Raw genomic sequence first — 15121 nt, forward strand, 5'->3', positions numbered from 1 at the left:
GGCGCGCCCCCCCCCCCCCCCCAAACCCCCCCCGGGGGGGGCGGCCCGCCCCACGCCGGCCCCCACGCCGGCGGCCCGCCCCCCCCCCCCCCGCCGTCGACAATTTCCCGGTGACGGATGCACGCGCGGCGTAGCGTCGAGCTTGCTCGACTGCCATTTCAGAAGCGGTTGGTGGAACGGGGAAGGAAAAGGAAAATGGCAAGTGCGCGCAGCGCGCGACCCGCTTTTGATTTGATTTTTCTTTTCCGTGGCTGGATACACACGGAAACTGTCAGAGGCCGGGCGGGGTGGGTTCGCGGGGGTGTCCGCGGCATGGATGCCGCGGCCAAGCCCCCAGGGACGGGTTCACGGCGTCCCCCGCGAACCTGCCCCGCCCGGCCCAGCGCGGCTTTTGCTTCTGGCTTCAGCGACCAACCCACAGCCACGAGGGGCTGCGCCGTTGGCTGGAAACTCAGTACCGCTTGATCCCCGGCACGGTGCAGCCTTCCAGCTGCGCATGCGCCGACACCGCGTTTTCCTTCTCGCCACGCGCCAAACGTGCCTGTTCGATCGTCGCCCAGTGCCGGCGGCACAGCGGGCCGGTCTTCGAGCCCAGATCCACCGCCTTGCGCGCGAAGGTTTCCGCCTCCGCCCACTTGCCCTGCAACAGCGCCAGTTCCGCGCGTTCCTGCAGTACCGACGGATCGCCGGCAACGATCTGCAGTGCCTGGTCCAGGCTGGCGGCCGCAGCGGCCAGATCGTTGGCCTGGCGCTGGCTCAGCGCGGTCTGCCGCAGATCTTCCACCTGCGAATCACGCAACGGCTGCACCGACAGTTCCTGGTCGTCCGGGCCGGCGGCGGTTTCCACCGCGGCCAGGCGCTGGGCCGGCGTGGTGGTGTCAACCGGCTTGACCACCTGCGGCGCGCTGCTCACGCAGGCCGCCAATGCCAGGCTGAGGCCACTCAGGAGCAGGGGTTGAATGAGAAAACGACGTGTCATCGGCATTACCGGCTTGGAGGAGGAGTCGCTGCCGCAGGCGCAGCGGCAGGTTCAGCGGCGGGCTCCGGCTTGCGATCCAGGCCGAACCAGCTGCGCCAGCCACCGCCTTCGCCCTCGGCATCGCCCTGCCCTTCGGGCACGGCCGCCGGTGCACACGGCTCGTAAGCGGGGGCATAGCCCACCACGAACGGGAAGCGCCGCGCACCCGGGCAACCTTCATCGGTGCTGTTGGTACCGGTGGCAGCGACCGGCTGCCAGTCCAGGCCCTTGTTGCTGACCTTCAGCGGCGCGCTGGGCAGGCGCTGGAAGATGCCCGACCACACCCGCATCGCACCGGTGGCGCCGTACAGGCCGGCCTGTTCGTTCTGGTCGTTGCCCATCCAGATCACCGCCAGGTGGTCGCCGGTGTAACCGGCATACCAGCTGTCGCGGCCATCATTGGTGGTACCGGTCTTGCCGGCCGGCTGCAGGCGGCCCAGGCCATCGGCGTTCAGTCGCTGCGCGGTACCGCTGGCAACCACCTGCTGCAGACCGATGCTGATCAGGTTGGCGGCAATGGAATCGCCTTCCTGCGCCGGCGCCGGGGTCTTGTCATAGCGCTTGAGCAGCTTGCCCTGCGGATCGAGCACACCACGCACCGCATGCAACGGCTGGATCTCGCCACCCGAAGCCAGGAACTGGTACAGCTGCGCCATCGCGTAGGGGCTCTGGTCGGTCGAACCGAGGATCACCGCCGGATTCGCCTCGGCCTTGATGCCCGCCAGCACGTGGATCAACTGGGTCACCCGCTCCGGGCCGACCTGCATGCCCACGCGAACGGTGGCCTGGTTGTAGGAATGGGCCAAGGCATCAATCAGCCGCACGGTGCCGTGGCTGCGGTTGTCCGCATTGCCCGGGTTCCAGTTGCGGCCGCGGCTGAGCTGCACGGTCACCGGTGAATCGTCCACCCAGCTGGCCAGCGAATAGCGGTCCGGCTGCGCAAGCGCCAGCAGGTACACGAACGGCTTCAGCAGCGAGCCGACCGGACGCTGCGCTTCGATGGCGCGGTTGAAGCCGACCTCGGAAACTTCACGGCTGCCGATCACAGCGATCACATCGCCGTTGTGCACGTCGGTCATCACCATGCCGGCCTGCAGTTCCGGGCGACGCTTGCTTTCCAGCGACTTGATGGTGCGCGTCACCGCGCCTTCGGCATACGCCTGCGCGGACGGCGACATGCCGCTCATCACGCTCAGCCCGGCACCCTGCAGCGCCGATTCCGGATAGTCATGGCCCAGCTGGCGACGCACCAGGTCAACGTAGGCCGGGAAGCGGTTGGCCGCCACCAGGCCGGGGGTCTTGGGCACGCCCAGCGGTGCCTTCAACGCACGCTGGTACTCGGCGTCGTCGATCAGGGTCGCCTCGTGCAGCTTGCCCAGCACGAAGTTGCGACGGTCCAGCGCGCGTTCGGGATTGCGCCGGGGATCGTAGTAGGACGGGCCCTTGACCAGGCCGATCAGCAGCGCGATGTGTTCCGGCTCCAGCGACGACAGGTCGCGGCCGAACCAGAACTCGGCACCGGAAGACATGCCATGGATCGCCTGGCTGCCACGCTGGCCCAGGTACACCTGGTTGAGGTACGCCTCGAAGATGGTGCGCTTGTCGTAGCGCGCTTCCATGATCAGTGCGTACAGCACCTCGTTGAACTTGCGGGTGACCGTCTGTTCCTTGCCGATGCCGAGCAGGCCGCTGCGGGCCAGCTGCTGGGTCAGGGTGGAAGCACCCTGGCGGCTCTGCCCGCCGGAGCGGACCGTCACCCACACCGCACGCGCGATGCCGGACAGATCGATGCCGTGGTGGCGGTTGAAGTCCTTGTCCTCCACTGCCTGCAGGCCGGTCACCAGCAGGTCGGGGGCCTCGTTCATGCGGATCAGCCGGCGCTCTTCCTGCTTCTGCCCATACAGCGTGGCAATGCGCGCAGGATCCAGGCGGGCGGCCTTCAACGCCTTGCGGCTGTCGGCATCGCGCAGCGAGGCGATGCTGCCGCCGGACAGCGACATCTCGACCCGGCGCGCAGCGACCTGGCCATCCACATCGTTGTAACCACGGCTGGAAATGACGAAGCGCCCGCCCTGCACCGCATAGGTGGCCGGTTCCTTGCCCTGGCCATCATCGCGATAGGCCGAAGCGGCAAGCTCGGTCTTCAGGGTTGCCGCATCCATCGCCTTGCCCGGCACCAGCACCAGCGGGCGTGCATACACGCGCGTGGGGATCTGCCAGCGCAGTTCGCCGAAGCGTTGGGTCACCTGTTGGTTCAGGTACAGCGTATAGGGGATCAGGAAACCCAATCCCAACGCGACCGCCGCCATGCTCCAGGTGATCAGTCGGCGCCGCCAGAGCGGACTGCCGTCCTGCTGGTCGTCGTCGTCGAAATCGTCGATGTCGTCTGAATCGTAGCGTCGGGGCACGGGAATGCGACAATGTAGGGTCTGGCGAGTCTACCCCAGCCGCTGCGGCAGGCGAATTCTCCCGGCCCCCCTGCTTAAGCTGGAGTTGCAACCGGATGGCGATGTCCCTGGCCGAAATCCGCTACCTGCTGAACCGCCTGACCGGCCTGGCCCGACGCAGCCTGGCCAGCCTGCGCACCCGCGGCTGGCGGGCCACCTGGCAGCGCATCCGGGTCCACACCCAGCGCGCCGTTCCGGCGCCGCGCACCCCCCTGTACCTGCCAGCGGCGCAACCGTTCGCGCCGTTCGCCGTGCCCGGCAGCGATGCACCGGAAGTGAGCATCGTCATTCCGGTCTACAACCATGTCGAGCACACCCTGGCCTGCCTGCGCGCACTCGCCGCGCACCCGCCGGCAGTGGCCTGCGAGATCCTGGTGGTGGACGACGGCAGCAGCGATGAGACCGTGCAGTGGATGCCGCAGATCAGCGGGTTGCGCTACGAAGTGCGCGCGCGCAACGGCGGCTTCATCGAAGCCTGCAATGACGGGGTGTCGCGCGCGCGCGGCCGCTATGTGGTGCTGCTCAACAACGATACGGTGCCGCAGCCGGGCTGGCTGGATGCATTGCTGTCCACCTTCGCCACCACCCCCGCTGCCGGCCTGGTCGGCAGCCAGCTGCTGTACCCCGACGGCCGCCTGCAGGAGTCCGGCGGGGTGATCTTCGCCGATGGCAGTGGCTGGAGCTACGGCCGTTTCGAAGCGGCCGATGATCCGCGCTTTGCCAGCCTGCGCGACGTGGACTACTGTTCCGGCGCCGCGCTGATGCTGCCGCGCGCACTGTGGCAGCAGCTGGGCGGTTTCGACAGCCGCTACAAGCCGGCCTACTACGAAGACACCGACCTGGCCTTCCGCGTGCGTGCACTGGGCCTGCGCGTGCTGGTGCAGCCGGCCAGCCGGGTGATCCACGACGAAGGCACCAGCAACGGCACCGACACCGGCAGCGGCGTGAAGGCCTACCAGGTGCGCAACCAGGGCGTTTTCGCTGAACGATGGGCGGCCGAACTGGCACGTCATCCGGCCGTGGGCGAAGTGCCCTCGCCCGCATTGCTGCTGGCAGGCCGCCGCCAGGTGCTGATCCTGGATGAGGAGGTGCCCCGCCCGGAGCGCGATTCCGGCTCGCTGCGGCAGGTGAACCTGATCCGCCTGCTGCTGCAGGGCGGTGCGCACGTGGTGTTCGTGCCGACCCGGCGCGAACACGGTGGCGCGGCCACCGAGGCACTGCAGCGGATGGGCGTGGAAGTCTGGTACGCGCCGTTCCTGGAAGGTGTGGCCGGCTGGCTGCGCGCCCACGGCGGCCGCTTCCATGTCGTGATGATGGTGCGCCACCATGTCGCCAACGAATGCCTGCCGCTGCTCGCACGTTACGCGCCGCAGGCACGCACCGTGTTCGATACCGTTGACCTGCACTACCTGCGTGAGCGCCGGGGGGCGGAAGTGGCCGGCGATGCGGGCCTGCTGCGCAATGCCGAGCGCACCCGTGCCAGCGAGCTGGCAGTGATGGACCAGTGCGACATCACCGTGCTGGTCAGCGCCGCCGAGCGCGAACAGCTGCTGGCCGATGCACCGCAGGTGCGGGTGGAACTGATTTCCAACCTGCACGAGGTCGCCGGCAGTGGCGCGCCATTCGCGCAGCGGCACGATCTGGTGTTCGTCGGCGGGTTCCGCCACCCGCCGAACCTGGATGCCATGGAATGGTTCATCGCCGAGGTGTTCCCTGGCATCCGCGCGGCACTGCCGCAGGTGCAACTGCACTGCATCGGCGCGGGCGCACCGGAGTCGCTGCTGACGCTGGCCGCTGCCCAGCCGGGCGTGCTGATGCACGGCTTCGTGGAGGACATCGTGCCGTACATGGATGGCGCGCGCATTGCCATCGCCCCGCTGCGCTTCGGTGCCGGCGTGAAGGGCAAGATCAACCTGAGCATGGCCCACGGCCAGCCGGTGGTCGGCACCACCTGCGCGGTGGAAGGCATGCACCTGCGCGCTGGCCACGACGTGCTGGTCGCCGATGATGCCGCCGGCTTCGCCGATGCGGTGGTGCGTCTCTACCAGGACCCGCAGCTGTGGCAGCAGCTGGCCAGCGCCGGGCTGGCCAACGTGGCCGAGCATTTCTCGCTGGATGCGGCGTCGGCAACCGTACAGCGGGTGTTCTTCGACTAGTCGACGTGGCCGCCTGCATGCCGCAGGCGGTCCTCGAACGCGGGCAACTCGGGCAGGTCCGGTTGCAGCCGTCGCACCTGCTCCACCGCAGATGCCGCGAACTCCACATCGCCCCGTCCCAGGCGTTCACTGCCGATGGCCAGCCAGCGTTGCGCCAGGCGTGCGCGCGCATCCGGCAGCGCCGCTGCGGTGGGCGCCAGCGTCTGCCAGGCCTGCAGGCACGCGCCGGCAGCCTGCACCCGGTTCTGCCGCAGGTTGTCATCGAAGCAGGCCCTGCTGGCCGGCAGCAGGCGCGCAGCTGCGGCCTTGACCCGCGTATCGCGGGGCGCCAGCGCCTGCGCTTCGCGCAATGCATCAAACGCGCTGTGCCCGGGAGGGCTGATCCACTGCCCCGCACGTTCGGCACGATCGATCTGGCGCAACCGGTCGCGCAGCTGGCGCTCGCGCTGGGCACTACTGATGCCCGGCTGCTGCAATGACTGGCTTGCCTGCCGCGCGCGCTGCAGGCGCTGCTCCAACTGCTGCTGCGCAAGCGGCGAGGCACCCAGCCGGGCGGCCAGCGCAGCATCCTTTGCGGCGGCCTCGAACTGGAAATCATCGGCACGTTTCTGGCTGCGTGCCAGCAGTGCCTGCAGGGCCTGCTCGCGCCCGCGCAGCGCAGTGGGATCGTCGGTGGTCACTGCCAGCACCGCCAGGAAACCCTCCGCAGCGGTCTCCAGCTGCTGCCGCTTGAGCGCACGCTGCGCCTGCTGCAACCGCTGGTCGATCGCCCGTGCCAGCGCTTCCTGGCTGGCAGGAAGGTCCGGATGTCCCGCATCGAACTGGCCGGCGCGCTGCAGGATCGCCGCAGCCGTGGTCAGTTCGCCGCGCCCGGCCTGCGCACGTGCGTGCTGCAGCAGATCGCTCAACGCATCCTCGCGGCCTTCCAGCGCAGGCAGGTTGTCCGGCTGCAGGGTCAGCACGCGCTGGAACAACGGCAAGGCGCTGCTTTCGCCGTCATCCAGCCGGCCGGCGGCAAACGCGTTGCGTGCCTGCGCGAGCAACGCACCGATACCGGCACCGGCGCGACGACGTGCCTGCAGCTGCTGGGCCAACGCGTCGGCTTCGGCGCGTGGCACCTGCAGCTCACGCGCCAGTGCCAATGCCTGCGCGCAGCCCTCCAGGTCGCCGGCCTGCAGACGCTGCTGCGCGTGCTGCAAGGCTGCCGCGCCGGTGCGGGCCAGGCCCTGCCGCGCCTGCGGACGGTCGCCATCCAGTGCCAGCACCGCCTGGTAGCGCTCGCGCGCACCGCTGCCATCGGCCGCGCTCAGGCGCCCTGCGGCCAGCGCGCGATCACCCTCGGCCAGCAGCTGCTCGATCTGTGGCTCATCCCAGAACCAGTCCGCCAATGGTTTGCGCACCAGCACCAGCAGCACGAACACCGTGGCCGCCGCCAGCAGCGCCCAGCGCCAGACCTGCCGCGCATGACGCGCCTGCAGCCACCACCAGCGGCCTTCGCGGCGAACGCGGTCGAGCGCCGGATGTGCGGCGCCGTGTGAGCGATGCGGGGGCTCGCGTTCCATGCGTGCAGGGTAGCCGGGGCTGCGTGAAGCTCAGCCCAGACGACGGGCCTCGCTGACACCGGGCAACGCATCCAGCTTGCCCAGGAGGTTCGACAACTGGCCATAGTCGCTGACCTTCAAGCGCAGCCGCAGGTGCGCGCGGCCGCTGTTGCGGACGTTGTCGCTGTGGATGTCGAGCACGTAGGCGTCTTCCTGTGCGATCAGATTGGTGATGTCCTTCAGCAGCCAGCGGCGGTCGACCGCATCGACCACCACGTCCACCTCATAACCGCCGCCGGCCTGGCCCCATTCAACCGGCAGGATGCGCTGCGGGCTGCTCGCGGCCAACCGGGCCAGCGCCACGCAGTCTGCACGATGCACGGTGACACCCCGGCTACGGGTCAGGTAGCCGACGATCGGCTCGCCGGCCACCGGTTGGCAGCACCGTGCCAGCTGCACCAGCAGGTTGCCCACGCCCTGCACGGTGAACTTGGATTTGCCCAGGTTCTCACGGCGCGCGGTCGCCCGCGGCAGTGTCGGCGCCGGTGCGGGCTGGCTGGCCGCCCGCTCGGCTTCCAGCAGCGAACGACTCACCTGGTTCGGACCGGTGTCGCCAAGCGCGACCTGGATGTACAGGTCGTCGACACTGTCGGCATGGAATTTCTTCGCCGCAGCCGTCAGATCCGAATGCTGCAGGCCCAGCCGCTTCAGCTCACGCTCAAGCAGCTCACGCCCGGCGTGCACGTTGCGCGCGCGGTCGAGCTTGTGGAACCAGCTGCGCACTTTCTCGCGCGAGCGATTGCTGGCCAGGAAGCCGTTTGCCGGCATCAGCCAGTCCCGGCGCGGATCGGCTTCCTTGCCGGTCAGGATCTCGACGCGGTCGCCGCTGCGCAGGCGGTAGGTCAACGGCACGATGCGGCCGTTGACCTTGGCGCCACGGCAACGGTGGCCGACCATGGTGTGCACCTGGTAAGCAAAATCCAGCGGCGTGGCACCTTGCGGCAGGTCCAGCACCTCGTCCTTCGGGCTGAGCGCATAGACCCGGTCCTCGGTCAGCTCGGCATCAAGCGCTCCGGCCAGTTCATTGCCCTGCCCGTCCTGGGCCTGCTCCAGCAGCTGGCGCATCCAGGTGATCTTGCGGTCGAACGACTTCTCCGCGCCCTTGCCGCCTTCCTTGTACTTCCAGTGCGCGGCAACGCCCAGCTCCGCCTGCGCGTGCATGTCATGGGTCCGGATCTGCACTTCGATGGTGCGCCCTTCCGGGCCGACCACCGCGGTGTGCAGCGAGCGGTAATCGTTGGCCTTGGGCCGGGCGATGTAATCGTCGAACTCGCTCGGCACCGGTGCCCACAGCGCATGCACCACGCCCAGCGCGGCGTAGCAGGCCGCGACATCGTCGACCATCACCCGCACTGCGCGGATGTCGTACAGCTGATCGAACGCCAGGCGCTTCTTCTGCATCTTCCGCCAGATGCTGTAGATGTGCTTGGGCCGGCCACTGACTTCAGCGCGGATGCCCTGCACGCCCAGTTCGCGCGACAGCACCTTCTTTACGTTCTCGACATAGCGCTCGCGCGCGATGCGGGTTTCGTCCACCTCGCGCGCGATGCGCCGGTAGGTGTCCGGTTCGAGGTGTCGGAACGCCAGGTCTTCCAGTTCCCACTTCAACTGCCAGATGCCCAGCCGGTTGGCCAGGGGCGCATGGATGTCGCGGGTCAGCTGGGCCAGCGCGCGGCGCTGTTCCTCGTCCAGCTTGTCGGCCGCGCGCATGCGCGCCAACTGGCGGGCCAGCAGGATCGGCACCACCCGCAGGTCACGGATGATCGCCAGCAGCAGCCGGCGCAGGCCCTCGCTGTTGCGGCCAGCCTCGCGGCCGGCATGCAGGGCCCAGACCGGATCGGCCGCATCCTGGCCATCCAGCAGGCCGACCACCGCCGCCTTGTGGCTGCCCAGCGGCAACGCATCCAGATGCACACGCAGGCCCGGCAGGTCGAACAGCAGGGCCGCCACCACCGCGCCTTCGTCGGCCGAAAGCATTGCCAGCGCATCCAGGGTGTCGCCCAGCACCGACCAGCTGGCACGCATCTGCGGGTCGCAATCGGGGGCTTCCCAGTGCTCGCGCAGGGCCTGGCGCAGCGGAGCAGGCAGCACGGCTGCCGAGGGACGGTTCAACAAGGCATCCAGGCCGGGTACGGAAGCGCGGTTCACAGCATCGAGCAGGCAAGACAGAGGCCCCTACACTAGCGCCGCAGCCGTTCAGGAACAATCGCCGCAGCTGCCATCGCCCGGAATGTGGACATGCCGCTACACTCGCGGACAACCCCGGGAGAGTTCCGCCATGTCTTCGATCACCCTGCCATTCCGCCCGCGCCTGCTGGCCTGTGCCGTCGTGCTGCTGTCCCTCTCGGCGCCTGCGCTGGCCCAGCGCGTGGTGCAGGGCGATCTGCAGCAGCAGATGTCGCCCGCCGAATTCAAGGCCGCCGGCCTGGACAAGCTCGATGCCGACGAACTGGCCACGCTCAACCGCTGGCTGCAGGGCAAGGTGGAAGCGGCCACCACCCAGGCGGTCGCGGCCGTGCGCGAAGAAGCACGCGAGGAAGGTCGCCAGGAAGTGATCGTGAAGAACCGTGGCTTCTTCGACTTCGGCAGCAACGAGCCGATCAGCGGTGTGCTGCAGGGCGAGTTCCGTGGTTTCGGCAAGGGTCGGATCTATGTGCTCGACAACGGCCAGCAGTGGGAACAGACCGATACCACCGCGGTGTCCGGCGTGCGCAAGCAGTCGCCGAAGGTCAGCATCAGCCCCGGCGTGATGGGCGTGTGGTACCTGAAGGTCGAAGGCGTGAACACCCAGCCCAAGGTGCGTCGCACCAAGTAACGGCGTGAAGGAAGACGCCGGGCGTGGCCCGGCGCTACCGCATTACAGCTGGCGCAGCGCGGTGACCCGTTGCGCCAGCTTCTTGGCAGAAATGCCGGTGCGCGCGCCCAGTTCCTGGGCGAACAACGAGACCCGCAGTTCCTCCAGGTCCCAACGCAGCGCCTGCCACTGCGGCCGCTCACGCAGGCCCTGCTGCTGCCCCGCCTGCAGGGCCTCCAGGAACGGGTGCAGTTCCAGCATGCGCGCCTGGTCACGCGGGGGATCGCGCTTGGCGCGTTCGGTGCGCAGAATCATCGCCTTCAGGTAGCGCGGGTACTGCGCCAACGCGTCGGCCGGGGTGTCACGCAGGAAGCCCGGATGGATCAGCCCGGCCAGCTGCGCCTCCATGTCATCCAGGTTGCCACGCGCCCACCCCATCAACGGCGCTTCCAGCATTGGTTTCAACTCGGCCACCAGCGCCAGGATCGATTCGGCCAGCTTCAGGCGCTGCATGGCCTCGCCGAACAATGCCCTGGCCGCATGCTCGCGACGCTGCTCGAACGCAGCCGCATCGCGGATGTCGCCCAGCCCATCGGCGAGCACGGCGTTCAGTGCTGCATTGACCAGATCGCCCCGCAGGCGCTCCTGGGTTTCAATCGAGGCGTACAGAAGACCGGTCTTTGCCGCCACCGGCAACTGCTTGCGTGCCTGCTTGATCTTCTCGCCCAGGCCGATCTCGAGCAGGCGACGAACACCCAGCGGGTGCGCCTCTTCTGCCTGTTGCCGGTCTGCGAAGATGCGCAGGGCAACGCTGTCTTCCTCATCCAGCAATGCCGGATACGCGGGCACGCCGGCCTCGCCCGGCACCTGCAGCGGAATCGGCGTGGCCGGGAAGCTGCGCAGGCCATCGGCCGCCATCTCGCGTCCGGCGCGGGCAGCAAATGCATCGCCGGCACGACCACCGAAGCTCGCACGCAACGCATCCAGATCGCGCGATGTCGCCAGCACCTTGCCGTTCTCGTCGCGCAGGCGCAGGTTCATGTGCAGGTGCGGCTCGATCGAGCCCGGATCGAAATCGGTTGACGCCACCTTGGCGCCGGTGGCGCGTGACAGGAAGCGCGCCAGCTCGCCACCGATCGCATCGGCGCTGGGCTGCGCGAAGGCCTCATGGAACGCACGCGCGAAATCCGGCGCCGGCACATAGTTGCGGCGCATCGCCTTGGGCAGGCTCCGGATCAGCGCGGCCGCCTTGTCGGCCACGAAGCCGGGTGCCAGCCAGCCCAGCTGCACCGGGTCCAGCGCATTGAGCAGATGCAGCGGCACGTCCAGGGTCACCCCGTCGTCGTCGGCGCCCGGCTCGAACCGGTAGTGCAGCGGCAACCGCGCCTGGCCCAGTGCCAGGTACTTGGGGAAGCGCTCCTGTTCACTACCCTCGCCCGGCAACAGGTCAACCAGCGACCAGTGCAGGGCCTTGCGCTGTTCCGGTGGCAACGCCTTCCACCAGGCATCCAGTCCGGAGGCCGAGTGGATCTGCGGTGGCACCCGGTCCAGGTACCAGCGTGCCTGCCAGTCCTCGTCGGCCACGATGCCGGCACGGCGCAGCTTGGCTTCTTCCTCGCGCGCCTGCTCCAGCACTTTCTGGTTGTCGGCCACGAAGCTGGCGCGCGTGTTGATCTCGCCGGTCACCAGTGCCTGCCGCACGAAGATATCGTGCGCTTCGCCGGGGTTGATGCGGCCGAAGTGCACCGGCTTTTTCGGTGCCAGTACCAGCCCGAACAGGCTGATCTGCTCTGAGGCCAGCACCTGGCCCTGCGCGCGTGACCAGTGTGGATCGAAGTGCTTGCGCAGCAGCAGGTGCGGCAGTTCGGCGATCACCCAGTCCGGCTCGATCGCCGCCAGGGTCATGCCCCATACCTTCTGCGTGTCCAGCAGGTTGGCCGCCAGCAGCCACGGCGGTGGTCGCTTGGACAGCGTCGAGCCGGGGAACGGCAGGAAGCGACGCTGGCGCGGCGCCTGGAAATCGCCCTTGTCGGTGCGGTGGCCGATCTGCGTCGGCAGACCGGCGACCAGCGCGCGGTGCAGGGTCTGATAGGCAGCGGCGCGCGCACGCTCGCTGTAACCACCACCGTCCGGGGCCTGGTCCTTCTGCGCGCGCGCGGCAACCGGCGCAGGTGCGGTTTCAGCCTTGCCTTCGCGGGCAAGGCGCGCGGCACGGTGCAGCTGGCCACGGGTGGCCTTCACTGCAGTGGCATCATCACGGGCCGCAGGCGGTGCACTGCTGCCGGCCAGCAACGGCGACATCGCAGCCTCGCCGGCTTCCTCCTTCCAGCCCAGCTCCTCGCACAACAGGCGCAGCTGCCGATGCAGTTCACGCCATTCGCGCATGCGCAGGAAACCAAGGAAATGGCGGCCACACCAGTCGCGCAGCTTGGACTGCGTCAGATCCTCGTGGGCCTGGCGATAGGCATCCCACAGGCGCAGCACACCCACGAATTCAGAGCGACCGTCGGCAAACTGCGCATGCGCGCTGTCAGCCGCGCCGCGTGCTTCGGGTGGGCGTTCGCGCGGGTCCTGGATTCCCAGGAACGAGGCGATCACCAGCATCGGCCGCAGGCAACCGGCCGCCTGCGCAGCCACCAGCATGCGTGCCAGTTTCACGTCCACCGGCAGGCGCGACATCTGCTTGCCGATCGCCGTCAGATGGCGCTCGCTGTCGATCGCGCCCAGCTCGGTCAGATGCTGCCAGCCATCGGCCACCGCACGTTCGTCGGGGGCCTCCAGGAACGGGAAGTCCTCGATCCGCCCCAGGCCAAGCTGCAGCATGCGCAGGATCACCCCGGCCAGGCTGGAGCGACGGATCTCCGGATCGGTGAATTCGGACCGTGCCTGGAAGTCGGCTTCGGCGTACAGGCGGTAGCAGATGCCCTCGGCCACACGGCCGCAGCGGCCCTTGCGCTGGTTGGCGCTGGCCTGCGAGATCGGCTCGATGTGCAGGCGGTCGAGCTTGTTGCGCGGGCTGTAGCGCTTTACACGGGCAAAACCGGGATCGACCACGTAGCGGATACGCGGCACCGTCAACGAGGTTTCGGCCACGTTGGTGGCCAGCACGATGCGCCGGTTCGGGCCCGGGTTGAACACGCGGTCCTGGTCCTGGTTGGACAACCGCGCGTACAGCGGCAGCACCTCGGTATTGCGGTACTTGCGGCGCTCCAGCGACTGGTGCGCATCGCGGATCTCGCGCTCGCCGGGCAGGAAGATCAGTACGTCACCGCGCGCATCCAGGCGGGTGATTTCATCGATCGCCGAGACAATGGCATCGTTGACCGTGCGCTCGCCCTGCGCTTCGCCCTCACCTTCCAGCGCGCGATAGCGAACCTCCACCGGATAGGTACGGCCCTCCACGCTGATCACCGGCGCATTGTCGAAATGCTGGGCGAAGCGTTCGGTATCGATGGTGGCCGAGGTGACGATCAGCTTCAGGTCCGGGCGCTTGCGCAGCAGCTGCTTCAGGTAGCCCAGCAGGAAGTCGATGTTGAGGCTGCGTTCGTGCGCCTCGTCGACGATGATCGTGTCGTAGTTCGACAACCAGCGGTCACTGGCGATTTCCGCCAGCAGGATGCCGTCGGTCATGAACTTGATGCGGGTGTCTTCGCCGACCTTGTCGTTGAAGCGCACCTGGTAGCCGACCAGCTGCCCCAGCTCGCTCTGCAGCTCCTGGGCCACTCGACTGGCCACTGCACGCGCGGCGATCCGGCGCGGCTGGGTGCAACCGATCATGCCAGCCTGGCCACGGCCGGCGGCCAGGCACAGTTTCGGCAGCTGGGTAGTCTTGCCCGAACCGGTTTCACCGGCGATCACCACCACCTGGTGGTCACGGATCAGCTGGGTGATCGTCTCGGCTTCACGCGCAATCGGCAGCTGCGGGTCCAGAGTAATGGACGGCTGCTGTTGCGCCCGCGCCTGCCGGCGCTGCACCGATACCTGCAAGGCCTGCTCGAAGGTGGCGGCCAACGCCGCATCCTGTGGCTTGGCCTGGCAACGCGAGAGCATTCCCAGCAATCGTCCACGGTCGCGGCTCATGGCACCGTCAATGGCGGCACGCTGTTGGCGCTGGCGGGACTGCGGCATTTTGTCGATAGCGTTCATCAATCGGTTCGTTTAAAACTTTGAATGCGACCAGTCATCAAGACTGATTTATTGTGAAGGCCAACGATTCCACAAGGAGGAACCCCATGGCGAAGACCAAGAGCACGACCAAGCCCAAGACCGGCAAGCAGAAGCTTGCGGCATCGGCGCCGTCGGCCCCCAACATCGATATCGGGATCACCCAGGGCGATCGCAAGAAGATTGCCGACGGTCTGGCGCGGTTCCAGGCCGATGCGTTCACGCTCTACCTGAAGACCCACAACTTCCACTGGAATGTCACCGGGTCGATGTTCAACTCGCTGCACACCATGTTCGAGACGCAGTACACCGAGCAGTGGGCGGCACTGGACGATGTGGCCGAGCGCATCCGCGCACTGGGCTTCAATGCCCCGGGCTCCTACCGGGAATTTGCTGCGCTGACCTCGATCGTCGAGGAGCCGGGCCTGACCGACAGTGCGGACTGGCGTGAAATGGTACGCCAGTTGGTGGTCGCCAACGAAGCGGTCTGCCGTACGGCACGTGAAGTGCTGGATGTGGCCGACGACGCCGACGACGCCCCGACCGAAGATCTGATGACCCAGCGCCTGCAGACCCACGAGAAGTATGCGTGGATGCTGCGTTCCCTTCTCCAGTAAGGGTTGAGGGGGGTTCGGCAGGGCTTGCAGCCCTGCACCTGCCGAAGCAAATTCAACGTCAACGTCAAGGGCAGCAGCTGGTTTCCTGAGGGTTGGCGGGGTGGGTCCGGTTGAGGGGGACGCTGCAAGTACGTCCCTGTAAGCTCGGTCGCCGCATCCATGCGGCTCACGCCCCCTCAACCGGACCCACCCCGCCTTCGACAGACTTCCGCGATCTGCCAGCGCAGCCATTGGGGTGGGGGGGCCGGAAAGAGGACACACCGCACAGCGCCCGACGGGGGATTGGAGATATTTAATAAAAACATGCAACCGACACCGCGGCGG

The 15121-nt window shown here is 68.0% G+C and carries 8 protein-coding genes; 3 read left to right on the forward strand and 5 right to left on the reverse strand.

Features of this window, described 5'->3' with window-relative positions:
* Positions 1-451 precede the first annotated feature (451 nt).
* Together ACVOLJ_RS20260 and mrcB are read right to left on the reverse strand one after the other, a co-directional pair.
* On the reverse strand, positions 452-985 hold the full coding sequence (locus tag ACVOLJ_RS20260; RefSeq protein WP_481564938.1) for a hypothetical protein: 534 nt from the start codon (positions 983-985) through the stop codon (positions 452-454).
* Complete coding sequence (gene mrcB, locus ACVOLJ_RS20265) at positions 985-3426, reverse strand: penicillin-binding protein 1B (protein ID WP_475280049.1); 2442 nt, start codon at positions 3424-3426, stop codon at positions 985-987. The genes ACVOLJ_RS20260 and mrcB overlap by 1 nt, the downstream gene beginning before the upstream one ends.
* Positions 3427-3521: 95 nt before the next feature.
* Between mrcB and ACVOLJ_RS20270 the strand changes: the two genes are divergently transcribed.
* Positions 3522-5621, forward strand: coding sequence for a glycosyltransferase (locus ACVOLJ_RS20270; protein WP_475280050.1), 2100 nt, complete (start codon positions 3522-3524; stop codon positions 5619-5621).
* Here the strand turns inward: ACVOLJ_RS20270 and ACVOLJ_RS20275 are convergent.
* Positions 5618-7183 (reverse strand): hypothetical protein, encoded by a 1566-nt coding sequence (locus ACVOLJ_RS20275; protein WP_481564939.1) that lies wholly within the window; start codon positions 7181-7183, stop codon positions 5618-5620. The genes ACVOLJ_RS20270 and ACVOLJ_RS20275 overlap by 4 nt on opposite strands.
* Before the next feature lie 30 nt (positions 7184-7213).
* A complete protein-coding gene (locus ACVOLJ_RS20280; protein WP_481564940.1) occupies positions 7214-9370 on the reverse strand; it encodes a RelA/SpoT family protein in 2157 nt (718 codons plus the stop codon).
* A gap of 130 nt (positions 9371-9500) precedes the next feature.
* Between ACVOLJ_RS20280 and ACVOLJ_RS20285 the strand changes: the two genes are divergently transcribed.
* Positions 9501-10037, forward strand: a complete 537-nt coding sequence (locus tag ACVOLJ_RS20285) for a hypothetical protein (RefSeq protein WP_475280053.1) — start codon at positions 9501-9503, stop codon at positions 10035-10037.
* A 42-nt stretch (positions 10038-10079) separates the two neighbouring features.
* Here ACVOLJ_RS20285 and hrpA read toward each other — a convergent pair whose 3' ends face one another.
* Complete coding sequence (gene hrpA / locus ACVOLJ_RS20290; protein ID WP_481564941.1) at positions 10080-14162, reverse strand: ATP-dependent RNA helicase HrpA; 4083 nt, start codon at positions 14160-14162, stop codon at positions 10080-10082.
* A gap of 86 nt (positions 14163-14248) precedes the next feature.
* Between hrpA and ACVOLJ_RS20295 the strand changes: the two genes are divergently transcribed.
* A complete protein-coding gene (locus ACVOLJ_RS20295; RefSeq protein WP_025879374.1) occupies positions 14249-14797 on the forward strand; it encodes a Dps family protein in 549 nt (182 codons plus the stop codon).
* The last annotated feature ends 324 nt before the right edge of the window (positions 14798-15121 follow it).

This window comes from Stenotrophomonas sp. STEN046, assembly GCF_056759755.1.